26 protein-coding genes are annotated in these 20,493 nt (G+C 44.8%); 8 read left to right on the forward strand and 18 right to left on the reverse strand.

What is annotated here, in order from left to right:
* Positions 1–211: 211 nt before the first annotated feature.
* The 14 genes from JX580_RS03065 to JX580_RS03125 form a co-directional block, all read right to left on the reverse strand.
* The gene (locus JX580_RS03065; protein WP_248851328.1) at positions 212–970 is read right to left on the reverse strand and encodes a YagK/YfjJ domain-containing protein; all 759 of its coding nucleotides are present in this window, start codon (positions 968–970) and stop codon (positions 212–214) included.
* A gap of 69 nt (positions 971–1,039) precedes the next feature.
* Complete coding sequence (locus JX580_RS03070) at positions 1,040–1,321, reverse strand: helix-turn-helix transcriptional regulator (RefSeq protein ID WP_248851329.1); 282 nt, start codon at positions 1,319–1,321, stop codon at positions 1,040–1,042.
* A complete protein-coding gene (locus tag JX580_RS03075; protein ID WP_248851330.1) occupies positions 1,318–1,788 on the reverse strand; it encodes a hypothetical protein in 471 nt (156 codons plus the stop codon). The genes JX580_RS03070 and JX580_RS03075 overlap by 4 nt, the downstream gene beginning before the upstream one ends.
* A 111-nt stretch (positions 1,789–1,899) precedes the next feature.
* Positions 1,900–2,709, reverse strand: a complete 810-nt coding sequence (locus tag JX580_RS03080; protein WP_248851331.1) for a hypothetical protein — start codon at positions 2,707–2,709, stop codon at positions 1,900–1,902.
* A gap of 24 nt (positions 2,710–2,733) precedes the next feature.
* The gene (locus JX580_RS03085; RefSeq protein WP_248851332.1) at positions 2,734–2,907 is read right to left on the reverse strand and encodes an addiction module antidote protein; all 174 of its coding nucleotides are present in this window, start codon (positions 2,905–2,907) and stop codon (positions 2,734–2,736) included.
* Between the two features lie 3 nt (positions 2,908–2,910).
* Positions 2,911–3,249 (reverse strand): helix-turn-helix domain-containing protein, encoded by a 339-nt coding sequence (locus JX580_RS03090; RefSeq protein ID WP_248851333.1) that lies wholly within the window; start codon positions 3,247–3,249, stop codon positions 2,911–2,913.
* Positions 3,233–3,493, reverse strand: coding sequence for a type II toxin-antitoxin system RelE family toxin (locus tag JX580_RS03095; RefSeq protein ID WP_248851334.1), 261 nt, complete (start codon positions 3,491–3,493; stop codon positions 3,233–3,235). Before JX580_RS03095 ends, JX580_RS03090 begins: the two co-directional genes overlap by 17 nt.
* 44 nt (positions 3,494–3,537) lie before the next feature.
* Entirely contained in the window at positions 3,538–3,738 is a 201-nt protein-coding gene (locus JX580_RS03100; protein WP_248851335.1) for a hypothetical protein, read from the reverse strand.
* Positions 3,735–5,066 (reverse strand): tyrosine-type recombinase/integrase, encoded by a 1,332-nt coding sequence (locus JX580_RS03105; RefSeq protein ID WP_248851336.1) that lies wholly within the window; start codon positions 5,064–5,066, stop codon positions 3,735–3,737. The genes JX580_RS03100 and JX580_RS03105 overlap by 4 nt, the downstream gene beginning before the upstream one ends.
* Positions 5,067–5,470: 404 nt before the next feature.
* Positions 5,471–5,614 carry a hypothetical protein gene (locus JX580_RS03110; RefSeq protein WP_248851337.1) on the reverse strand — a complete coding sequence of 48 codons (144 nt, stop codon included), beginning with the start codon at positions 5,612–5,614 and terminating at the stop codon, positions 5,471–5,473.
* A 3-nt stretch (positions 5,615–5,617) separates the two neighbouring features.
* On the reverse strand, positions 5,618–5,920 hold the full coding sequence (locus JX580_RS11965; RefSeq protein ID WP_432758396.1) for a helix-turn-helix domain-containing protein: 303 nt from the start codon (positions 5,918–5,920) through the stop codon (positions 5,618–5,620).
* Between the two features lie 227 nt (positions 5,921–6,147).
* Positions 6,148–7,275 carry an anhydro-N-acetylmuramic acid kinase gene (locus tag JX580_RS03115; protein WP_283103599.1) on the reverse strand — a complete coding sequence of 376 codons (1,128 nt, stop codon included), beginning with the start codon at positions 7,273–7,275 and terminating at the stop codon, positions 6,148–6,150.
* The gene (locus JX580_RS03120) at positions 7,244–8,560 is read right to left on the reverse strand and encodes a M23 family metallopeptidase (protein WP_248851339.1); all 1,317 of its coding nucleotides are present in this window, start codon (positions 8,558–8,560) and stop codon (positions 7,244–7,246) included. The genes JX580_RS03115 and JX580_RS03120 overlap by 32 nt, the downstream gene beginning before the upstream one ends.
* A 114-nt stretch (positions 8,561–8,674) precedes the next feature.
* Positions 8,675–8,899, reverse strand: a complete 225-nt coding sequence (locus tag JX580_RS03125; protein WP_248851340.1) for a sulfurtransferase TusA family protein — start codon at positions 8,897–8,899, stop codon at positions 8,675–8,677.
* Between the two features lie 77 nt (positions 8,900–8,976).
* On the opposite strand from JX580_RS03125, the gene glyQ reads away from it, so the two are divergent.
* Genes glyQ through JX580_RS03165 form a run of 8 tightly spaced genes read left to right on the forward strand, consistent with a single transcriptional unit; the run spans position 8,977 to position 15,864 of the window.
* Positions 8,977–9,903, forward strand: a complete 927-nt coding sequence (glyQ, locus tag JX580_RS03130; RefSeq protein WP_248851341.1) for a glycine--tRNA ligase subunit alpha — start codon at positions 8,977–8,979, stop codon at positions 9,901–9,903.
* Positions 9,900–11,978, forward strand: a complete 2,079-nt coding sequence (glyS, locus tag JX580_RS03135; RefSeq protein WP_248851342.1) for a glycine--tRNA ligase subunit beta — start codon at positions 9,900–9,902, stop codon at positions 11,976–11,978. Before glyQ ends, glyS begins: the two co-directional genes overlap by 4 nt.
* A gap of 6 nt (positions 11,979–11,984) precedes the next feature.
* A complete protein-coding gene (gene gmhB / locus JX580_RS03140; RefSeq protein WP_248851343.1) occupies positions 11,985–12,527 on the forward strand; it encodes a D-glycero-beta-D-manno-heptose 1,7-bisphosphate 7-phosphatase in 543 nt (180 codons plus the stop codon).
* Complete coding sequence (locus JX580_RS03145) at positions 12,524–13,234, forward strand: lysophospholipid acyltransferase family protein (RefSeq protein ID WP_248851344.1); 711 nt, start codon at positions 12,524–12,526, stop codon at positions 13,232–13,234. The genes gmhB and JX580_RS03145 overlap by 4 nt, the downstream gene beginning before the upstream one ends.
* 52 nt (positions 13,235–13,286) lie before the next feature.
* Positions 13,287–14,102, forward strand: a complete 816-nt coding sequence (locus JX580_RS03150) for a motility protein A (RefSeq protein WP_248851345.1) — start codon at positions 13,287–13,289, stop codon at positions 14,100–14,102.
* Positions 14,103–14,107: 5 nt separating this feature from the next.
* Positions 14,108–14,839, forward strand: coding sequence for an OmpA/MotB family protein (locus tag JX580_RS03155; protein ID WP_248851346.1), 732 nt, complete (start codon positions 14,108–14,110; stop codon positions 14,837–14,839).
* Complete coding sequence (locus JX580_RS03160; protein ID WP_248851347.1) at positions 14,836–15,537, forward strand: OmpA/MotB family protein; 702 nt, start codon at positions 14,836–14,838, stop codon at positions 15,535–15,537. Before JX580_RS03155 ends, JX580_RS03160 begins: the two co-directional genes overlap by 4 nt.
* Before the next feature lie 51 nt (positions 15,538–15,588).
* Positions 15,589–15,864, forward strand: coding sequence for a cupin domain-containing protein (locus JX580_RS03165; RefSeq protein WP_248851348.1), 276 nt, complete (start codon positions 15,589–15,591; stop codon positions 15,862–15,864).
* A 10-nt stretch (positions 15,865–15,874) separates the two neighbouring features.
* Here the strand turns inward: JX580_RS03165 and JX580_RS03170 are convergent, their stop codons facing one another.
* The 4 genes from JX580_RS03170 to msrA all read right to left on the reverse strand — a co-directional run bounded on the left by JX580_RS03170 (position 15,875) and on the right by msrA (position 20,443).
* Positions 15,875–17,281, reverse strand: coding sequence for a protein adenylyltransferase SelO (locus tag JX580_RS03170; RefSeq protein ID WP_248851349.1), 1,407 nt, complete (start codon positions 17,279–17,281; stop codon positions 15,875–15,877).
* 63 nt (positions 17,282–17,344) lie between these two features.
* Positions 17,345–17,962, reverse strand: a complete 618-nt coding sequence (locus JX580_RS03175) for a LysE family translocator (protein WP_248851350.1) — start codon at positions 17,960–17,962, stop codon at positions 17,345–17,347.
* On the reverse strand, positions 17,959–19,230 hold the full coding sequence (locus JX580_RS03180) for a TlpA disulfide reductase family protein (protein ID WP_248851351.1): 1,272 nt from the start codon (positions 19,228–19,230) through the stop codon (positions 17,959–17,961). Before JX580_RS03180 ends, JX580_RS03175 begins: the two co-directional genes overlap by 4 nt.
* A 7-nt stretch (positions 19,231–19,237) precedes the next feature.
* Positions 19,238–20,443, reverse strand: a complete 1,206-nt coding sequence (msrA, locus tag JX580_RS03185; RefSeq protein ID WP_248851352.1) for a peptide-methionine (S)-S-oxide reductase MsrA — start codon at positions 20,441–20,443, stop codon at positions 19,238–19,240.
* Positions 20,444–20,493: the final 50 nt, after the last annotated feature.

Raw genomic sequence — 20,493 nt, forward strand, 5'->3', positions numbered from 1 at the left:
CTTTAGTGATTATAGGTAGTATTGACTAGGGTGCGCAATCATTACTTTATTTCACCGGCTTGAGCCTTGATGTACTGTAATCTTTGGCTTGAGGATTACGATAACCCTTGCCACGCCCCTTAGCGAAATAACTCATACGTTCGATAATCTTGTCATCTGTAGATTTGTCGAAACCAAGTTTAAAAGGTTTTTTAATGGTCGGGATGTAATGCTATCCAGCCCAGTTTTCTACCCAGAGGGCTTTAGCAATTCTGATTACATTGAAAGAGTGCTTAACCTTATTGCCATCCAAAAATAGCATTATGTGGTAGTGCTGTTTTTTTGATTTCTCAACTTCACGCGCCCAGTAGTAACCGACTTCTTTAAGGTTATAAACGCCCTTTAACTTGCGGATCAGAATTTTCATTAAGTGCGACATCCGCGCATTGTTGTCAAAATAAACATGAATGTGAAGGTCAACTCGAATGGCTAACACTCTGCGCCATTTCTCACGACAAATAAAATATTGCGCAATAGCTGGTTTAAGCATAGCGGTGTAAATGCCGGTTGGTTTGCTATTGACTGGATAATGCTGCCCATTAATTTCAATGGTATTTTGGTGGCTGATATGTTTTCGATTTATCCCCGATTTGCTTCTCTTTGCTGGCGGTCTTTTTTGCGTTTTCGCGCCCGCAAATTGCTTAGTGTTCATTTCGTTATTAGCTGGATCAGGCATCTCCTTAGATAATAGAAATATCCGCGCTAATCTTCCACTCTCGAAAGGTTCTTCAACCAGGCCTGGTGAGGGTTCAAGGGTTATTGAGTTGGATAAAACCGCTGAACTAAAACCGCTAGGCTTAGGGTCTTGTATTATGTTAAATTGACGCTGTAAATATAAACGGGTTTGTTTAATCCAGTAGTCATCTTGCGCTTCATAAAGAAGGCAGGCATTGACGAATGCTGAACATTGGGCAAAAGGGGTGATAGTCATAACTTAACCTCATCAATCGATTTAAAAAAGCCCGCATTTCGCGGGCTGGTTGGTTTGATTGATTAAGGGTTAGGTTTTGCCGTTGGCTTTGTATTCAATCCACTTGAGCAAGTCCTTGCGCCGGTAGCCTGTCCAGCGATTACCAAGCGTGATGCGTCTTGGGAATGTAGGATCGGTTTCACTGATATGGTCAAGGTGTGACCGCGAACAGTTGAGTAGTTGCTGTACTTGCTTGGGTCGAAGTATTTCCGGCTCAATTGGCTGATAAACCTTTAATGCCGCCGTTACCGCATCAAAAACAAGATTCGTTAAATTGATTTCGGGCATTGTTGACGAAGTGCTGACAGTCATACCGCACCCCCTTGGTTAGCCGTGTTGCCATAAACTTCATTGGCTGCCTTGGCAACCAGTTCAGCAAACCGACCTTTGCCATCAAGTGCTTGAAGTAATAACTGAATCCCATCACTATTTGTAGCAAGCCTTTCAGCAAGCCTTAGAACGCTTTTACCCTCACGAATAACACCACGCAATTGAACTTCATCTTTCATTTGCTGACGTTGTTCTTCTCGGTCATTGTAGAAGCGATCAATCTCGTGCGTTTCCATCCAGTATTCACAAACACCTTGCTCGTTGTATTCACTGGCAATGGGGATGAAGTACTTGTTTTGAATGGTTGAAACAATTGAATGGAGGCTTGCGTTTTGACAACCCACATCTTCCGGTAAATTTAGGCGTGAAAAGCGTTGGCCATTAAGAAAGTGTGAAAGTGCTGCGTTAGCAGATTGATGTTTTGTTTTACGATAATTAATTGTCGCCATAAGATATCTCCATAATTGGCAAGTTAATGAACATCGTTCTATGCTTTGTCCTTGCCGCGGATTATCCAAATGGCTTTCACAGTAAATTTCACACTGTGAAGCTGTGAAAAATTAGTCTAATTTTTTTGATTTAGAACACCAGTTTTCGAAAGTACCGCCCGTTCTAGGCCGATCACTCCAAATTAAAACAACATTATCCCTAACGGTTTTTTTAACATCTGCTTCTACGTAATGAGCAACTGCCTGTCCATTAGCATCCGTAAATTCAAGAAGCTCGAACAATGGATCCGAGTTAGCTTTTTCACTTTCCATTCTAAGCCAGCTGTAAATTTCGTCAGGTTTAGCACTATTTCCAAGCCCAAGCTTTTTTCTGGCTAATTGAATAAGTTTTAAAGCTTCGGCAGGTGGTCTCGGTGATTTTTTTGTAATCCCTCTTCTCAATTCAAGTTGCTGATCATTCAACTCTGCGGGTTTTTGATTATTGCTGGCATCTGCTTGGTAAAGTTCTGCGAAGAATGAGGTTATGGACTCATTCGCTCTAGTGCTCGTATTCATAGCATCAAGTTGCTCTTGGGTGCGAATATAGAAACCATCCGGAAGATCAAAAACAAAATCATCAGCATTAACGGAGGTTAAACAAAAGCACTGGTCATGGTTGTCATAACCCACACCATCAATTATTACGTTGTTGGATTTGTAAATATACAAGATACGTTTTGCGGTATCGTCATCAGGGTCATTGTTCAGTTTTGACTGCCAATAGCCCGCCATTTCATCTGATACAGTAACCTTGAACAGATAGCCTTCGTCTATTTTTTGATGAATAACCTCAGGAGTTACATCCGATAATCCTTGGATTTTGCGTTCATCGGACAACCTTCTTACGTGTTCATTAAATGAAATAACTTTACTTCTTGGCATGTTGCCTCCTCGCGTGAATTTGGACTAAGCACTCTTTGCCTGCGGCTGTAAGCGGAACTCTAAGCCTAGCGCATTGATGACCTTATAGACGGTTTCAAATCGTGGATGCTTACCCTCACCGAATGACTTATACAGGCTTTCGCGGCCAAGTCCGGTGCGCTGACTAATTTCCGTCATGCCTTTGGAACGGCTTAACAATTGTTAGTCCAAATCCAACTGTTCTGGCGCAACGCCTAGGGCTTTAGCATAGGCCTTGATTGTTTGAAAACTTGGTGAGGTTTTACCACTCTCGATCCGAGAAACATTGGATTGCGGTATGCCCATTTTTTCTGCGACTTCTTGTTGTGTCATTTTCTTAAAAACCCGCCATGCTTGGAAAATAGTCATGTCGTCATCAATCATTTTGCTGACAACTTCATGCGGAACGGTTTGCTCGTTGTAACGCTCTTTGGTGAGGGTTACAAAATCTTCGTAAGGTATAACAGCAAAAGCGGGGTATCCGCCTTGTTCAATAATTTGAACATTAGTAAGTGCGCTCATCTCGTTTTCTCACTTCTTCAATGGATATTATTTCTATTGTGGCTTCATGGTTGAATAGCACACGGTAGTTGCCTACTCTAAGGCGGTATTGATGTTGATGGTCTTTTAAGGCCTTCACATTACGGGCTTGGCTTAAGTCGGTCAATTCTTCTGTTACCGCATTTTTAATTCTTTGCTGGATGGGTTTAACCCCAATTTTCAGCAACTGTTTAATAGCCTTGGTTTGCCATCTAATTTCATTCATTTGTACACCAATTATATCAATATATCTTTTTTATACCACTTAATTTATCGAATTGTCATAACTTCGAAGCCATATATTTCTAAATCACCGGTGTAAGTTTGAATCCAATCCAGCACTTCTTCTTTGGAAGAGAAATAAGGCGACACAGGTTTATTTAAGAGTCTACTTCCATCTGGTAGGATTTCATCAGTACCAGCGTAAAAGTGTCTTGGGTATTCTTCAAGCTCTGTCTTTTCTAAAATCATTTTGTAACTCCTTTTTTTTCATAGGAACTGGTGACCACATCAAAGGCTTGTAGCGCACCTTTGGCGCGGTCGGGGATAAGATGACCATAATGTTTCTCAATCATCTCGATTGATTTGTGACCCGCCATACGTGCTACTTGTAGCAAGTTCTCGGTTTGTAGCAAAGTGCTGATCCAGTGGTGACGCAGTGAATAAAAATCTAAATCATCCGGCAGGCCTGCTAAGTTGCGAATCTTTTCCCAATGGGTAATATGCGCTTTCTTGTCTAAAGGCTTGTCAGTAACATCAGAAGGAAATACCAAGCCTGTTAATGGCGGTTTATTTTGTTGCCGATACCATGCGCTCATCAGTTCAATAATTGAATCTGGCAGGTCTAAGGTGACGTTAATCGCGTTATGATGATGGCTCGTCTTACTGGGTGTGAAGCTTAAGCGTCTAAAGTTCAGATTTAGGTTTTGCCAAGTCAATGACCTGATGTCGCCGGTGCGCATACCGGTATAGTAGGCTAGATAGGTGAATGGAATCGACCAGTGAGCAAAACGTTTATCAGCTAGTGGTTCAAGATAAGTACGCCCTCGCTGAATTGAATGCGCTCGCTGGCGTTTTAGTTCAGCATTGTAGGCTTCGATGCCGTTAAATAACTGGGTGAGTTCTGCCGCGGTCAGTAGGCGGCGTTTATTTTGGCTGTTAAGTTGTTTATCCACTTCTTCATAGTGAGGGCGTTCTAGTGGTGATTTCGTTGGCAACGGATTGGCTTCAAGTACACCATCCTCGATCGCTTTGTAGAGCAAGGTCTTGAGCGCACCATAGGCGCGTTGAATGGTTGAAAAGGCAACCTCTTGTTCACGCTGAAGCTGCCAGTTCTTTATATCAGCCGTTTTAATACTTGCCATGTCACGGTCAAGCAGGTGCGCAAAGTTCTTGCGGATCATATTAAGGGTTTCGTGCCCAGATCGCTTGCGGGCTTGGTGTTTGCTGTAAAGGCCGTCAAGATAATTGCCAAGGGTGCGCTGAGCAGAAACAATTTGCGCGGCAACATGCGCTTGACGCTGTTCTTTTACTTTATCCAGTGGATCGGTTTCGTTTTTTAATTCTAACGCAGCTTGCGCAGCCTGATTCGGCTTCAGCTCGGCAACCTTGCCAATTACGATTCTTCTTCGCTTGCGATTGGGGGCGGTGTAGCGCAAACGATAGGATGCGCCCTTGGGGTTCTTCACCAATTCAAACCCGCTTATCTTGTCGCAAGATAATGTATCGTTAAGGCTGGCTGTCTTTAAAAACTGCTCGACCTTGTTTTGTGTTATCGAAGTGATACTTCTTGCTGCCATAATGATGCCTTTCAAAAAAACTGACCAAAAACTGACCACTATGATAACCAAAACCAAGTAAAACGCAAGAAAACAAAAGAATAGGAATCTTGAATAATCGTTGATTTATAAGGATTTTAGGGGTTATCTTCTTGAAAGGCTTAACTCTGAATAATACCTTGACATGGTGGGGGTCGGTGGTTCTAATCCACTCGGTCGTACCAATTTTATAAATCATATATTTCATTAAAGATTTTTTGACAAAAGTTGGAATTCTAAGATCAGCGAATTGGTGTTCTTGTAAACGGTTTCATATGGTAGATCTTTGCTTTACCCTGTTCCTAGTTTTTAAAGGTCGGTAGTGATGTTTTAATCGATTTCTCCATATTCGTCTGTATTGGCTTTAAGGTTTTTACGTGTCACTCTCAATAACAGCTGCTCAGAGGTGTAACCTTACCAATTCCGATCTGTATTTCTTTTAGGCTATCCGTTAGGCCATCAATCGGCTGGCCGGCATCCGCTTCTATGTCTTTTGCCATGGCCTCAAGGTCAAGGTGTTCCGGTGTCATGGCTTAATTTTCTATCTCTATCAGTAAATCCGCACTAACGGCTAACGCTTGGGACAATCTCAAAAGTGTATCAGCACTAGGAATTTGTTTCTCTGCCTCAAAGTTGGCTATTTGTGCTTGGGTGCACTTTGCTTTATGTGCTAGTTCAGACTGAGACAATCCAAAGTGAGTGCGCCATGCTTTTAATAAGCTATATCCTTGCCCAAGGTTCATCTTGACAACGTTGTCATGGGGTAGCGTGTGACATTTACCATCATCCGACTTTCTTAGGCGCTCATAGTCGGCCATTGTCAATACGGCAAACATTGGACTGCTGGCATGTTCAATAACTTGGATATTATGAATTAGGTGCGTTCATCTCTTTTTCTAACCCCTTGGGCGGTGCGTGTATTCGTGATTTGTTAATAGGATTAAGTCTATTAATTGCCATTGCAAGATCGATATCAATTTCGGGATTATCTTGCTGTTCAAATACAGCATAGACCAACTAGTGTAAGTGGTATGAGTTGGGAGTGTTTTTGGGGTTTAATGGTTTAATCTGGGTGCCAGAGGCCGCCCAGTAGAGTGTCTTTATGCGCGCCGGTAATCGCTTTTAGAGGGGTGGGGAGGTGGTTGATTCGATTGTAGGCTAACCATGCCATCATCATGGCTTCGATGGCATTAGGATCTATACCGATGGTTTCAGTGGTTTGAATCGCAAGCTTGGGTAATCTAGTTTTTAGGCGTTGGATTAGGGTGGTGTTGTAAGCGCCGCCTCCACATATGTAGCAGGGAGTCGGTGTAGGTAGTTCAGGTATCTGTTCAATGGCCTTGGCGAGGGTTTCTACCGTAAGTTGGTTAAGTGTTGAGAGTTGCTCCAACGCAGATAAAGAGGTGGGCGCTCTTGTCAACCAGGCCTGGTTAAAGTATTCACGCCCCGTGCTTTTGGGGGCTGCTTGTTTAAAAAAGGGGTCTTGGAGTAATTGATTTAGCCAAGCGGTGTTGGGTTTAACCTGCGCTGCCTGTTGTCCGTTTTGGTCGTAGGGTTGGTTGAAATGCTTCTGGCAGAGCTCATCCATCAGGCCATTGCCTGGCCCGGTGTCAAAACCGATTGGAGCTTGCTCCGGTTTGAGAAGGCTGATATTGGCGATGCCACCGATGTTGATAACAAGGGTGGGTTGTTGAGGTTGAATAAGGGCGTGATGGAACGCAGGGGCAAGAGGTGCCCCTTGGCCTCCAACTGCCATATTGTCGATTCTAAAATCACCTGCGGTTTTTATGCCGGTTCGTTTTGCAATGATGGCTGGGTGTCCGATTTGCAGACTGATACCGTATTCAGGGGCATGATAAATCGTTTGTCCATGGCTGCCGATGGCTAGGATATCGTCAGGGGTAAGTCGATGTTTTTTTATTATGCTTTGCGCGGCATCGGCAAAGGTGTGGCTAAGTTGAGCATGTAATTTTGCAAGGGCTTTGAGGGTTATCTGAGGTTGTTGATTGAGTTGGTAGAGTGCGGTTTGTTGTGGGTTAGGGTAGTCGATAAAGTCAATAAGTTGAATCGTTTTTGATTCAATTTGAACCAGCGCGACATCGATAGCGTCAGCACTGGTACCGGACATAAGCCCTATGTAGAGATTTTTTTTTGGCGGATTACTCAAATTTAAATGCCAATTTGGTTGCATCTGGGTTGATGCGTTCAAGTTGCGCTTGCATTACAGCCGCATATTCAAGAAAATTTTGCTTGTATTGTTTTGGAATGGGTTCGGCATTCGGGAATTTGACGGTTAGCGGGTCATGATGAACACCATCTATGCGGAACTCATAGTGTAAGTGTGGACCTGTTGCGAGACCAGTCATGCCAACATAGCCGATCACTTCACCTTGCTTAACCTGTTGACCTTGGCGGAATTTACCGAAGCGTGACATGTGACCATAAACAGTTTCATAGCGTCCGGCATGTTGAATGATGATGTAGTTGCCATAGCCATTGCCCCAGCCTCTGAATTTGATCGTGCCGTCACCAGCCGCATAGATGGGAGTGCCGGTCGGTGCCGCATAGTCTACGCCCTTGTGATCACGAATTTCTTGCAGTACAGGATGGTAACGGTTTTTTTGGAAGCGTGAACTAATCCGAGTGTAGTTGATTGGATTGCGCATAAAGGCTTTGCGCAGGTTTTCACCTTGATCGTCAAAATAACCAATCAGCTCACCGTCTTTTTCAAAGCGTATGGCTTTAACTTGGCGCTGGCGAGTGCCAACGATGAGTTCTGCGGCGAGAATTTTGCCATCACCAATGTATTCATTGTCTAGGTATTGGCGTTCATAGATTATATTCAGTTGGTTTCCTGCGCGTAATTCGCGGCTGTAGTCAACTTCCCAAGCAAAAATATCGGCAAGGTTCATAATCGAGTTTGAGCTTAAGCCTGCTGCACGCCCTGCAAGGTAGAGTGAGTTATCAATGTTTGCCGAGGCTTGAGTGATGCGTGTTTCAACTGGGCGCTGATAGCTAGAAATGACCATCTGATCATTTTCTATTGTTAAGTGATGACTCAGTGTTCGCGTTTTTTGTAGGTCGATTTTATGGAGCTGGTTGTTTTCATCCGTCCAGATAACGAGTGTGTCACCCACATTAAGGCGTGTGAAAAAATGCGCATTTTCTAGGCGACTGATTTGGTAGCTGACTTGGGGGGCTTTGTCTATTCCATTTAATGCATGGCTTAAACTTTGGTTGCGTCCAATCGTAAATTCTCGACTTTGTAAGTTAAGCGGCTGTTTAAGCTTTTCTGAAGGCACGCTGCTAGATTGAATCGGCGAAGGTAATTCAAGGGATTGCTTTTCTAGCGAGTGATTTGGGTTGGCATACAGGTGGGGGGATAGAATAATTAAACTTGCCAATACTATAAGAGAGAGGGATTTATTTAGCGCGTTGAGCACAAACTGATTTTTAGTGTAGTTGTTTAATGTCATTGATACCCGCTCCGTTTATTCAACTTTGATCATGGTCATAACTATAATCCAATTTCTAAATAATTTAAACTAATTCTTTAGTTAGACATGGCTAAATTTATTGTTTACACTGCCTCATCTAACCTGTATTTGAATTAACCAGGCCTGGCTGTCGTAGTGCGCGTCAATAAATTGATGCTTATTGATGCGACACCAGCTTTGAATATCTTTTTCTGCAGCCGGATCAGTACAGTACACTTCAATCTTGTCGCCACTGGCGACTTGACGGGTTAGGTTTTGCAGTTTAATCACCGGCATCGGGCATTTTAAACCTCTGGCATCGAGTTGGTGCGTATTCATTGGCGTTCCTTTGGGGTATAATCCGACACAATCTAATTTTAATAAATTACTGAACATTTTAGGGGTTTTTTGTGTCCATGTCTGATCAAAAACATGCCAAGGTGCATAGCTTTCAAGGCTTAATTCAATTACTACAAAGCTATTGGGCAGAGCAGGGCTGCGTGGTTATGCAGCCTTACGACAATGAAATGGGAGCCGGAACCTTCCATCCTGCTACCTTTTTACGTTCAATAGGCCCAGAGCCTTGGCGAGCTGCTTATGTGCAGCCAAGTCGTCGTCCTACTGATGGTCGCTATGGTGAAAACCCTAATCGATTGCAGCACTATTATCAATTCCAAGTGATGTTAAAACCTTCGCCAGAAAATATTCAAGAGCTTTATCTAGATTCGTTAAAAATGTTGGGCATTGACCCGCTTGAGCATGACATTCGTTTTGTTGAGGATAACTGGGAATCACCAACACTCGGTGCATGGGGTTTAGGTTGGGAGGTCTGGCTCAATGGCATGGAAGTGACACAGTTTACCTATTTTCAGCAGGTAGGGGGCTTAGAATGTCGTCCAGTAACCGGTGAAATCACCTATGGCTTAGAGCGAATTGCGATGTATTTGCAAGGTGTAAACAGCGTGTATGACTTGGTTTGGGTGGATGGACCCGGTGGTGTGGTGACCTATGGTGATGTGTTCCATCAGAACGAAGTGGAAATGTCCACCTATAACTTCGAATATGCTAATACCGAGTTTTTGTTTCAACAGTTTGATGAGTGTGAACGGATGTTTGCCACCTTAATCGATGCAAAACTTCCATTGCCTGCTTACGAACAGGTTTTACGTGCTTCGCATAGCTTTAACCTTTTAGATGCGCGCCATGCGATTAGTGTGACCGAGCGCGCCAGATTTATAGGCCGTGTTCGTACTATGGCGCGTGCCGTAGCTGAAGCCTATTACGCAGGTCGAGAAGCGCTTGGCTTCCCTTTGGTTAAAGTAGATCAGGAGACACAGGCATGAGTTTAAACGCAGCAGATTTTCTTGTTGAAATTGGTACAGAAGAATTACCTCCAAAAGCCTTAAAGCAATTAGTTCAAGCCTTAGCTGACGGTATAGAAGCAGGCCTGCTTCAAGCCGAACTTGGGTTTGGTGAAATAAAAACCTATGCCGCACCGCGTCGTTTAGCGGTTTGGGTGAAACAGGTTCAAACACTCCAAGCGGATAAGGTGGTTGAGCGCAGGGGACCGGCTAAAAAGGCAGCTTTTGATGCTGAAGATAAGCCAAGCAAGGCTTTGCAAGGCTTTGCGCGATCATGTGGTGTCAACGTCGCTGATTTGATTGAAGTCGAAACTGATAAGGGCACTTGGATGGCCTATGAACAGGCTGTATCAGGTCAAGCTGCAGAGGCACTTTTGCCGAGTTTAGTTGAGGCGGCTTTGGCTAAATTGCCGATTCCTAAGCCAATGCGCTGGGGCGCGTCAGATGTGGCGTTTGTGCGTCCGGTTCATTGGGTTTTAATGTTGTTGGGTGAAATGGTGATTCCTGCTAACATCTTAGGCAAACCCGCTTCTAATCTCACGCGCGGACATCGTTTTCATGCGCCGCAGGAGCTGTCGATTAGTCAGCCGTCTGAATATGCAGAGGTTCTAAAGACTCAAGGATTTGTGATTGCAGATTTCGTCGAACGTCGAGAGGTGATTCGTCAACAGGTGTTGGCTTTAGCCGCGAAAGAAAATGCGACTGCGGTGCTTGACGAAGATCTACTCGATGAGGTTACGGCTTTAAACGAGTGGCCACAAGCCGTTATCGGATCGTTTGATCAGGACTTTTTGACAGTGCCGCCAGAGTGTTTGATTTCCGCGATGAAGGGACACCAAAAGTTTTTCCATTTGGTTGATCAGGATGAAAAACTGTTAGCGAAGTTTATTACGGTCAGCAATATTGCCAGTAGTCATCCGGCATCAGTGGTTTCAGGTAACGAGCGGGTAATTCGTCCTCGTTTATCGGATGCGAAATTTTTCTGGAACCAAGACCGTAAGGGCAGTTTAGATGATTTCTTGCCTCAGCTTAAAACGGTGGTTTTCCAGCAAAAACTCGGCACTCTATTAGATAAAACCGAGCGATTAGAAACCCTTGCGGTAAAGATTGCTAAACCCTTAGGCGTTAGGGCTGAGTTGGCGGAACGCGCCGCGCGTTTGTCTAAATGTGACTTAATGACCTTGATGGTCGGTGAGTTTCCGGAGCTTCAAGGGGTCATGGGACGCTATTACGCCCTGGCACAAAATGAACACCTTTTGGTCGCAGATGCGTTAGATGAGCAGTACAAACCCCGTTTTGCTAGGGATAGCTTGCCTAGCAATGAGTTAGCTCAGTCGCTTGCGATCGCAGATAAGTTGGATACCATTACCGGCATTTATGGTATAGGTGAAGTGCCAACCGGTGATAAAGATCCCTTTGCCCTGCGTCGGGCGGCGTTAGGTTTAATTCGTATTATGATCGAAAGAGAGCTGGATCTTGATCTACAGTTGTTGATCGAAGCCAGTTTAAAACTCCATTCTCAGGTGCTGTTTTCCGATGAGTTGGTTGCCTCGATTTATGATTTTATCATTGGACGCTTAAAGGCTTATTACGCAGATCAAGGTGTCAGCGCTGAAGCATTTGAAGCGGTAAGAGTTTGTCGCCCGGCGCATCCAATCGATTTCTCTAAGCGGATTGAGGCGGTAAAGGTCTTTGCCAGTTTGCCTGCCGCAGACAGTTTAAGTGCGGCAAATAAGCGAATTCATAATATCTTACGTAAAGTTGAGGGCGAGGTTGGTGAAGAAGTCAACCCTGCATTGTTTGAGGGGGCGGCTGAAGCGGATCTTTGGCAGGCACTTGATGATTTACGTGAACAGGTGAGCAGTCAGATTGCCGCACGTGACTATACATCAGCCTTGACGAGTTTGGCGCAGATTCGTGAACCGGTCGATGCGTTTTTTGACCAGGTGATGGTGATGGCGGAGGTGCCTGAAGTCAGGCAAAACCGTTTGGCTTTGTTGAATCAAATTCGTCAATTATTTATGGCGGTTGCTGATATTTCACGCTTATCGGCTTAGTTTCTGATGACACATAAAATTGTTGTGCTTGATCGAGACGGGGTTATTAACCAGGATTCTGATGCATTTATTAAATCAGCGGATGAATGGCAGCCGATAGCGGGGAGTTTAGAAGCGATTGCACGTTTAAATGAAGCCGGTTGGTTGGTGGCCGTCGCGACAAATCAGTCAGGCATCAAACGCGGATACTATGACCGTGCAAACCTGAGTCAGATGCATCAAAAAATGCAATCTTTATTGGCAAGTGTTGGCGGGCGTGTTGATTGGTTAAATTATTCGCCTTATCTGGCGGATTGTGGATCGGTATGCCGTAAACCCTTAGATGGTATGTTGCGAGCGATTGAGCTGCGTTATGGTCAAGGTTTAAAAGGCATGCCGATGGTAGGTGATAGCTTAACGGATATTCAAGCTGCGCAACAAGCAGGCCTGGTTCCTTATTTGGTTAAAACCGGTAAGGGAGAGCGAACCCTCGCCAGTCAGGCAACTTGCTTATCGGGGGTGCCGGTGTATGAAAACCTAGCGGCTTGGGTTGAGGAGTGGTTGGCTTGAATAGGGGTCTGCTTTATTTTCGTTCGATTAGTTTTGAATTAGGCCGTGTCGTATTAACCTTGGTTTTTTCGATACTGGGTCAAGTTTTTTGGCTAGCACCTTACAAAGTCCGTTATGCTTTTTTATCTCAATGGACGCGCTTAACCCTGGCTTGGTTGAGAATTACCTGTGGGCTGCGTTATGAGGTAGAGGGTGCCGAGCATATTGATCGATCGAAGCCAAGCGTGGTGATGGCGCATCATGAATCTGCTTGGGAAACCATGGCGATGCAGTTGATTTTTCCACGTCAAACCTATGTGTTAAAAAAAGAATTGATGCGGATTCCTTTTTTTGGTTGGACTCTGGCGATGTTAGGCCCTATTGCGATTGATCGAGCTGCAGGCAGGCAAGCGATGCGTCAGTTACTAGAACAGGGCAGCCAGCGAATGATTGAGCGAGGTGATTGGATTGTCATTTATCCAGAAGGCACCCGTGTACCGACCGGAACGGTAGGTAAAATCAATAAAGGGGCAGCAAGTTTGGCACTTAAGTTGCAAGCGCCTATTTATTTGGTGACACACAATGCGGGTGCATTTTGGCCTAAAAATAGCTTGTTAAGAAAACCCGGAGTGATTAAGGTGAAAGTTAGCCCTGCGTTAAGTCCTGAGCAGATGGATGTCGAGCAGATTAATCAGGCCGTATTGGATTGGTATCAAACTAAGCCTTAGCTTTTACAAAAATAGGTTTTAAACAATAAATTGGGGGGCAACGAGTGATCTTATGAGTAAATCCGCCACTATTTTAGGCCTATTGTTTGGTCTTATTATCCTGTTGCTCAGTACGGTTGACCCTCAAACCGGCAAGTTTATTGACGCATTTCTTAATTGGCAAGGTTTACTGGTTGTTCTAGGTGGTACCTTTGCCGCCGTATTAATTAATTATCCGCTGTCGCAATTGAGTTGTGTTTGGCATGGCTTTAGTAAGGTTTTGTGGTCTGAGCCGAGTGACGTGTCTCAGACGATAGAGCGAATTGAAGACCTAAGCCATCAAAAACTTAAAAGTGGTATTTTAGTTTTAGAAAAACAAATAGATCAGATTGATGACCCCTTTCTAAGATTTTCGATCTCTCAAATGTTGATTTACAGCGATGATGGTTTGTTAATGGCTAGTTTAAGAAATAGTCAAAACCAAATTAATTTGCGTCACCAGCAGTGTCAAGAGTTGTTTCATAATATGGCATCCTATGCACCGGCCTTCGGTATGATGGGAACGGTAATGGGCTTGATTATTATGATGACTGCCCATGCGAGTGGCAGCAGTGCGCTGGTCGATTCTGAGGATATGTTAGCGGGCTTAATGAGCGGGATGGGGCTGGCTTTGGTCACAACCTTCTATGGGGTATTGTTTGCTAACTTGTTGTTTGTGCCGATTGCGGGCAAACTTAAGGTCTTGTCTGAAGCCGAGTTGCTGAAGAATGAAGTCATTATTAAAGGGGTTCAGAATCTCAAACATACTCATTCACCGATTTTAGTGCGCGAAAGCCTGTTGACCTTTGTGAACGAACGAACAAAGGAAAAGTTGGCGCACGGGTATTGACCAGCATGAGTCTTCAGGAAACAGCTAACTCCAATCTAGATCAGTTTCGTCAAACGGCTTTGCAGCGTTATCGTGTTTGGTTGTTAACCTTTGTATCCTTGTTTACCTCGTTATTGGCGTTTTTTGTTCTGATTATCACGCTTACAGAAGTCGAGGGGGTCGCGCCCAAGCGAAGTTTTCAGAAGGTAGTGAGTGGTTTATATACTCAGTTAGCAGTGATTCATCAACAAAAAGGCATGGATTGGCTAAGAATTGAGAATACCTTTGCTAAGGGGGTTCGAATTTCGTTTGATCCCGAGCTTTTTGCCCAAGCCCCTTTGTTTGCCTCAGCTCGAGTTGACATTAACCCGCGTTATTATCCTTATTTAAACGAAATCATTGAAACTTTTGAGGAAGTGGATTTGTTGAATTTTGACCAACGTTATCAACGTTGGTTAACCGGTTTACGTGCGGCCGGATATGATATTGAGTTAACCATTCGGATTGAAGGCCATACCGATGCGCGCCCCTTGGCTCCTACCGCAAGATTTCGAGATAATGTTCAGCTCAGTAGTTTTCGCGCTTATGAGGTGATGCAGTATTTACAACAAGCGCTTGATTGGCCTGAATCGATGTTTTCGATTGCTGGTTATGGCAGTTTTCATCCGGTGAGCGCCAATCCGAATGACCCGGAGAATCGACGAATAGAGATTTATTTGGTGCCTCGCTTGGTCTTGCTACCGGAGCAGGCGCGATGACCGTTTCCGAGTCTCGTGCGCGTTCTTCTTGGCTAATGTCGTTTGCCGATGTGGTGACCTTGCTGATTACGTTTTTTATTATGATGTTGGCACTTTACAAGGCGGAAGTGTCTCAGTTGCAGAAATGGACTCAGCAACAAATGGAACAGTCCTATAACGAAATGCTCGATCTTATGTTGGTTCGGGATTACCGTTACGTTTCATTACGTCATGATGAACGGGGTATTCACCTGATTATTAACCATCCTGGTGCTTTTGAGCGAGGAGGCTTTCAGGTGAGTGAGGGGTTGGCCGAAGAACTGAGTCTTATGGCAGAGAAATTGCCTCAATTGACCTTGTTTCAAGTGATTAACCATGCAGATTCGGCTAGGGTATTTGACTATGCGCGTGACACAGGCTTTGAATGGCGTATTGATGTGACGATTGAAGGTCATACCGATAATGATCCGATTGATCCGAGTTCATTTTTGCGTAATAACTGGTTTTTAAGTACGATGCGCGCTCAAAACGTGATGCAACTTATGCATGAGGTTTCAGGTTTGCCGAATGAACTGTTTTCGGTAGCGGGTTATGGCGAGCATCGTGCCATTGCGCCGAATGATTCAGAGCTTAACAAGGCTTTGAATCGCCGTGTTGAAATATTGATTGGTGCCAGCTTTATTCAGTCAGATCTTGAGTTAGTTGGGATGTCGGAATAAAAGTTAGTTATAATCCCAACGCAAAGTTTATTTAAATAAGGAGTAATTTTGATGGCTAGAATTGAAGTGCGTTCAGATATGACCGAACAAGAGCGTATTGAAAAGCGTGTGCCCCATTGGCCGGTTTGGGAAAAAGGCGTATCGGTGTTTCCTTGGTTTTATGAGTTTGAAGAAAACTGCTATATTGTTGAAGGTGAAGCGATTGTAATGGGCGGAGGCATGGAGCCCATTACTATTAAAGCCGGTGATTTTGTGACCTTTGAAGAAGGCTTAACTTGTCGCTGGGAAATTACCCAACCCTTGAAAAAACATTACCAATTAGGCTAGTCCTAGCGGGTTACGAAGAGCAGCTTAAACGCTGTCCTTTTTCAGTTGGTTTGGGCACCTTTGTCCAAACCGAATCGTCATCTTCAAAAGGCGTGCTAAGCCATTTTCTCCACTGATCAATCACTTGATCATCTCCTTTTTCCGCCAACTCGATAATATGCTGTGCAATGTAGTTGCGTAATACTCTTGCCGGATTGTGATTTCGTATCAGTTGACTTCGTTCGTTTGTGTTGAGGGTTTCTAGTTCAAGGCGTTGTTGGTAGTTTTTTAACCAGGCCTGGTAGTCTTGGCTTTGCGGCCAACATTCATGAGGGGTGTCCAGTTGTGCAAGTGAACGCATAAAGACATGAAAATCGACGCGGTGTTTGTCTAAACAAATCAGTAGATCAGCGATCAGATGTTTGTCTTTGGGGTGTGGGTTTTGTAATCCTAACTTTAAACGCATCAGATAAAGATAGTGGCTGTTAAAGCTTTCAATATACTCATCGAGCAGGGCGTTACGCTGGTTTTCATTGGGTATCAGAGACTGGAATGCCTGCGCCAATACTTGACAATTCCAAAGCCCGACATTCGGCTGTTCGTTATAAGCATAGCGCCCACCAGTATCACTGTAGTTACAGATATAACCAATTTTGAAATCATCCATAAATGCATAGGGACCAAAATCAAAAGTCTCGCCAAGAATCGACATGTTGTCGGTATTCATCACACCGTGGTTAAAGCCAAGGCTTTGCCAGTGTGCGATCAGTCTGGCGGTGCGTTGCATGACTTCTTTGAGCAGCGCCGCGTAGGGGTCGGCTTGATTGAGTAATTCAGGGTAGTGGTGGGTGATTACAAAATCGGCTAGTGTTTTAAGTTGGTCAACACCTTGATCTGCCGCCCATTCAAAATGGCCAAAACGAATATGGCTCCCAGTGACGCGCAATAGCATCGCTCGCATTTCCGGGCCTTCTCGCCATACTGTTTCAGGGCCGCTGACGATGGCGAGCGCACGGGTGGTGGGAACAGCTAGCGCGTGCAAAGCTTCAGAGGCTAGGTATTCTCGTATTACAGAGCGTAATACCGCACGACCATCACCACGGCGAGAGTAGGGGGTGCGGCCTGCCCCTTTTAAATGCCAATCAAAGGCTTGACCATTTGGCGTAAGCCATTGTCCAAGCAATAGTCCACGGCCATCGCCCAGGTCTGGATTGTAATAACCAAACTGATGACCCGTATATTTTTGTGCCAGTGGCTGTAGTGTGGCGGGCAGCTCACCCCGGCATAGCTGATAAATATCAGTCTCAGCTAAGTGGATATGATGTTGCGTCATTAAATCCTGATTTAACGCGTAAAGCCGCGCATTCGCCAAGGGTTCAGGCCAAACTTGGGTGTAAAAGTCTTCGGGCAGTTCGCGGTAGTTTTGAATTAAAGGCATAAATAATAACCAAGTGTTTTAGTGGGTTATAGCTTAGCGGTTTTTGGATCAGGTTGCAAAGGGTTAGAGCAGAAGTGTTGAAAATAGAAGCATCGCAAGCAAAAGCATTACCAGTGCGCTGATTCTGTTGAGCCAAATTTGCCCTCTGCCTTGCTGGCTAAACAATAAATATTGCATTTTGGCGGCTGTAAAGGCATAAGCAAGTAATACAGCCCCTAGAATAAGGCTGATTAAACTGATTAAGAGCAGAGCATCAACCAGAGTCAGTTCGGTTAAGTCTATAAAAGCCGGCAGAAACGCAAGATAAAATAACACTGGATTGGTTAGGCTGACAGCAATACCGGTAAAGAAATCTCTTCGATCTTCGCGTGGTGAAGCACAGGCTTTAAGTGGGGGGCGATGCCAGTTTTTCCAAGCTAACCAGGCTAGAAATGCAGCACCAAGAATTTTAATGATGACCAGGCCTGCTTCTGAGCCGTGTGCGATTAGACTTAATCCGCTTAAGGTAACGATCAGTACAATTAAATCCATGAAAACGATACCGGCTGTAATCCAAAATCCGGCACGAAACCCACTTTGTAAGCTCCGTGTGATGGTGGTAATCACGCCTGGACCCGGTGTAGCTGAAACCAGAATGAGTGCTAGGCTTAAGCCAAACAGGGTCGATAAACTCAGGCTCATGGATTGTTGAGAAGTTGTTGGATAACTTGAATATGATGAGGTTGATCCCACTCGGTTCCACCGAATAGGGCATAGCGTATTTTGCCTTGCTGATCGATTAAGTAGGTTGTTGGATAAGCGATTATGCGCCAGTTTTGAATAGCCAGACCTTGTGGGTCGAGCAGGATTGGAAAATTGACTGGGTTTTGCGTTAGAAACTCAGCAAAGTCCTCGGGGTGCTCAGCCAGGTTCACCGCAAGAATTTCAAAAGGTTGGTCCGATAATAACGATTTGAGTCGTGTCATCGAGGGCATTTCGTGTAAACAAGGCGGGCACCAGCTTGCCCAGAAGTTCAGCAGCACCACCTTACCTTGATAATCGTTTAGACGATGGTTAACGCCGTTCAGGTCAACCAAATCAAAGTTGGCTTGTTGTGAGCCTTGGTATTTTTGTAGCTGATCGCTAATTGAGTCAGCGATTAGTGAGATTGGCGTTTCTTGAGCTAATGCACCGCTTGCACGCGCTTGGTGCATCTTGCTTGTGAGTTGTTGCATGGCTTGTAGAAGTTGATGGCTGAGTTGCTGTTGAGTAGCCAGTTCAATGTCTAGCGCATCAGGACGAAAGTAGAAGCGATCACGAACCTGGGGCATTAGTTGTAAAAATACCGGACTGCCTGAATGGGCAAGCTGTTGCTGAAGTTCGATTAGCTGCCAGCGCCAAGGTGATAGTTCAGCTTGTATGACCCAAGTGGGTAGGTTTAAGGTTTTTGTATGAGGCCAGTAAACCGGCAGTTCGCCTGGGGAGGGGGTAGCAAGGTAGAGGTTAGGATTCAGCAGGATCAACGCCAGCTGGCTTTTGGGTGTTTTTTGATAGTTCTGCAGGCCGCGAACTGCCAGTTGAGCAGCTTTGTTCGGTGCGATAATAAACAAGGGCAAGTCATCTTGGTGTGCTTGTTCGATCAGTTCGGCAACCAGTTGGGTAGGGATTTCATCAAGGGCACGGGCAGTCGGTGATAAGAAAAGCGGTTCAAATAGATCCACTTGCCAACTTTCTAAACCTGCAGAGGTTAACTGATTAGCGAGTTGGGTCTCAGCGGAAAGTACGCCATATTCTGAGACCAACCAGAGTACGCGAGCCACTGGAGCGATTGATGGGCTGCTGATTTGAACCGATAGGGTTGTTTCTGATAATGTCAGCGTTTTAGCCTGAATACCAGAGCTAAGCGCCAAACTAAGCATGAATGCAAGGCACCAGGCCTGGTAGCGTTGCACTTTATCTCGCCAAACCATGTATTATCTAGTCCGCAATAAATTTTAAAATATTGCCATTAATACAATAACGTTTATAGGTTGGCGCAGGGCCGTCATCGAACACATGGCCTAGATGAATACCGGAACTGGCTGAACGCACTTCTACTCTGACCATACCGTGGGAGTAGTCTTCATGGTAAGTAAGTGCTCCTTCCAATGGATTGAAAAAGCTAGGCCAACCTGAACCACTGTCATACTTGGTATCTGTTCTAAAAAGGGCTGCTCCGGTAATTGGGTCAACAAAAACACCTGGGCGCTTTTCGTCTAGGTGTGAACCTGTAAAGGCACGTTCTGTTCCATGTTCGAAGGCAATACGCTGTTGCTCTGGTGTCAGCAGTTGATAGCCAAGCCATTGCCAAAAGGCTTGGCTATCGCCATTGTAACCTGTGTAGCGAGCGACTTCTTTGCCTTTTTTAAATAGCACGGTGGTTGGGGTTGCAAACAAGGCTCTAGCTAAATCCCAGCCCTTTGGCGGTTGTGCTGAGCGACTTTTCGCAACAGGAATATCGGCCTGCCAGTGATCAAGAATCTCACGCTGAAACTGCTGACAAAAACCACAGTGTTCAGATTCGAAGACAATCAGTTGTTGTGAGAAATCTAAGTCTTCTGGGTTTAGACTGGGTTGAGTTAGCAGGCCTGCTTGTTGGCTCGGGTATTTCACACCAGTTCCGCCTAGTCCGCAGTAGCCATTAGGATTTTTGATAAGATAGTCTTGATGATAGTCTTCTGCTGCGGAATAATGCGTCAAGGGGGCGATTTCAGTGGTAATTTGACCCAATCCAGCTTGGTTTAAAGCAGTTTGGTAAGCATTGCGGGTTGCATATGCCAATTCAGCCTGAATCGGATCGGTGTAATAGATGGCACTGCGGTAGTTGCTGCCAATGTCATTACCTTGGCGATCTCCTTGTGTAGGATTATGGTTTTGCCAAAATGCAATTAGAATTTTTTCTAATTCAATTTGTGTCGGGTCAAAGCTGACCTTCACCACTTCGACATGATTGCGCAGGTTGCTTTTGCCTGCACGCAATAAACGTTCATGGGCAAGAATAGCTTCGTAGCTGGCAGTGATTTCACCGTTGGCGTAGCCACTTTCAACTTCAATCACGCCCGGCAGTTCACTCATGCGCTTTTCGGCACCCCAAAAACAACCCATACCTAAAACAATTGAAGCGGTTGCGTTTGAATTTGTCATACTTTTCTCCTGCGCGCAGGCGCTTAAAAATAGACCACTAATCAGTGCGA

The sequence above is a fragment of the Thiomicrospira microaerophila genome (assembly GCF_023278225.1).
Taxonomy (GTDB): Bacteria; Pseudomonadota; Gammaproteobacteria; order Thiomicrospirales; family Thiomicrospiraceae; genus Thiomicrospira; species Thiomicrospira microaerophila_A.

What these genes read in the sequence shown, in the direction of transcription:
- JX580_RS03095 (WP_248851334.1), bottom strand. Translation starts at nt 3,493, where the DNA reads ATGAATGAAATTAGATGGCAAACCAAGGCTATTAAACAGTTGCTGAAA.
- gmhB (WP_248851343.1), top strand. Translation starts at nt 11,985, where the DNA reads ATGACACATAAAATTGTTGTGCTTGATCGAGACGGGGTTATTAACCAG.
- JX580_RS03075 (WP_248851330.1), bottom strand. Translation starts at nt 1,788, where the DNA reads ATGGCGACAATTAATTATCGTAAAACAAAACATCAATCTGCTAACGCA.
- JX580_RS03165 (WP_248851348.1), top strand. Translation starts at nt 15,589, where the DNA reads ATGGCTAGAATTGAAGTGCGTTCAGATATGACCGAACAAGAGCGTATT.
- glyS (WP_248851342.1), top strand. Translation starts at nt 9,900, where the DNA reads ATGAGTTTAAACGCAGCAGATTTTCTTGTTGAAATTGGTACAGAAGAA.
- JX580_RS03150 (WP_248851345.1), top strand. Translation starts at nt 13,287, where the DNA reads ATGAGTAAATCCGCCACTATTTTAGGCCTATTGTTTGGTCTTATTATC.
- JX580_RS03115 (WP_283103599.1), bottom strand. Translation starts at nt 7,275, where the DNA reads ATGCAACCAAATTGGCATTTAAATTTGAGTAATCCGCCAAAAAAAAAT.
- JX580_RS03105 (WP_248851336.1), bottom strand. Translation starts at nt 5,066, where the DNA reads ATGGCAGCAAGAAGTATCACTTCGATAACACAAAACAAGGTCGAGCAG.
- JX580_RS03170 (WP_248851349.1), bottom strand. Translation starts at nt 17,281, where the DNA reads ATGCCTTTAATTCAAAACTACCGCGAACTGCCCGAAGACTTTTACACC.
- JX580_RS03100 (WP_248851335.1), bottom strand. Translation starts at nt 3,738, where the DNA reads ATGATTTTAGAAAAGACAGAGCTTGAAGAATACCCAAGACACTTTTAC.
- JX580_RS03155 (WP_248851346.1), top strand. Translation starts at nt 14,108, where the DNA reads ATGAGTCTTCAGGAAACAGCTAACTCCAATCTAGATCAGTTTCGTCAA.
- JX580_RS03110 (WP_248851337.1), bottom strand. Translation starts at nt 5,614, where the DNA reads ATGACACCGGAACACCTTGACCTTGAGGCCATGGCAAAAGACATAGAA.
- JX580_RS11965 (WP_432758396.1), bottom strand. Translation starts at nt 5,920, where the DNA reads ATGTTTGCCGTATTGACAATGGCCGACTATGAGCGCCTAAGAAAGTCG.
- JX580_RS03125 (WP_248851340.1), bottom strand. Translation starts at nt 8,899, where the DNA reads ATGAATACGCACCAACTCGATGCCAGAGGTTTAAAATGCCCGATGCCG.
- JX580_RS03070 (WP_248851329.1), bottom strand. Translation starts at nt 1,321, where the DNA reads ATGACTGTCAGCACTTCGTCAACAATGCCCGAAATCAATTTAACGAAT.
- JX580_RS03065 (WP_248851328.1), bottom strand. Translation starts at nt 970, where the DNA reads ATGACTATCACCCCTTTTGCCCAATGTTCAGCATTCGTCAATGCCTGC.
- JX580_RS03160 (WP_248851347.1), top strand. Translation starts at nt 14,836, where the DNA reads ATGACCGTTTCCGAGTCTCGTGCGCGTTCTTCTTGGCTAATGTCGTTT.
- JX580_RS03180 (WP_248851351.1), bottom strand. Translation starts at nt 19,230, where the DNA reads ATGGTTTGGCGAGATAAAGTGCAACGCTACCAGGCCTGGTGCCTTGCA.
- JX580_RS03175 (WP_248851350.1), bottom strand. Translation starts at nt 17,962, where the DNA reads ATGAGCCTGAGTTTATCGACCCTGTTTGGCTTAAGCCTAGCACTCATT.
- msrA (WP_248851352.1), bottom strand. Translation starts at nt 20,443, where the DNA reads ATGACAAATTCAAACGCAACCGCTTCAATTGTTTTAGGTATGGGTTGT.
- JX580_RS03090 (WP_248851333.1), bottom strand. Translation starts at nt 3,249, where the DNA reads ATGAGCGCACTTACTAATGTTCAAATTATTGAACAAGGCGGATACCCC.
- JX580_RS03080 (WP_248851331.1), bottom strand. Translation starts at nt 2,709, where the DNA reads ATGCCAAGAAGTAAAGTTATTTCATTTAATGAACACGTAAGAAGGTTG.
- glyQ (WP_248851341.1), top strand. Translation starts at nt 8,977, where the DNA reads ATGTCTGATCAAAAACATGCCAAGGTGCATAGCTTTCAAGGCTTAATT.
- JX580_RS03120 (WP_248851339.1), bottom strand. Translation starts at nt 8,560, where the DNA reads ATGACATTAAACAACTACACTAAAAATCAGTTTGTGCTCAACGCGCTA.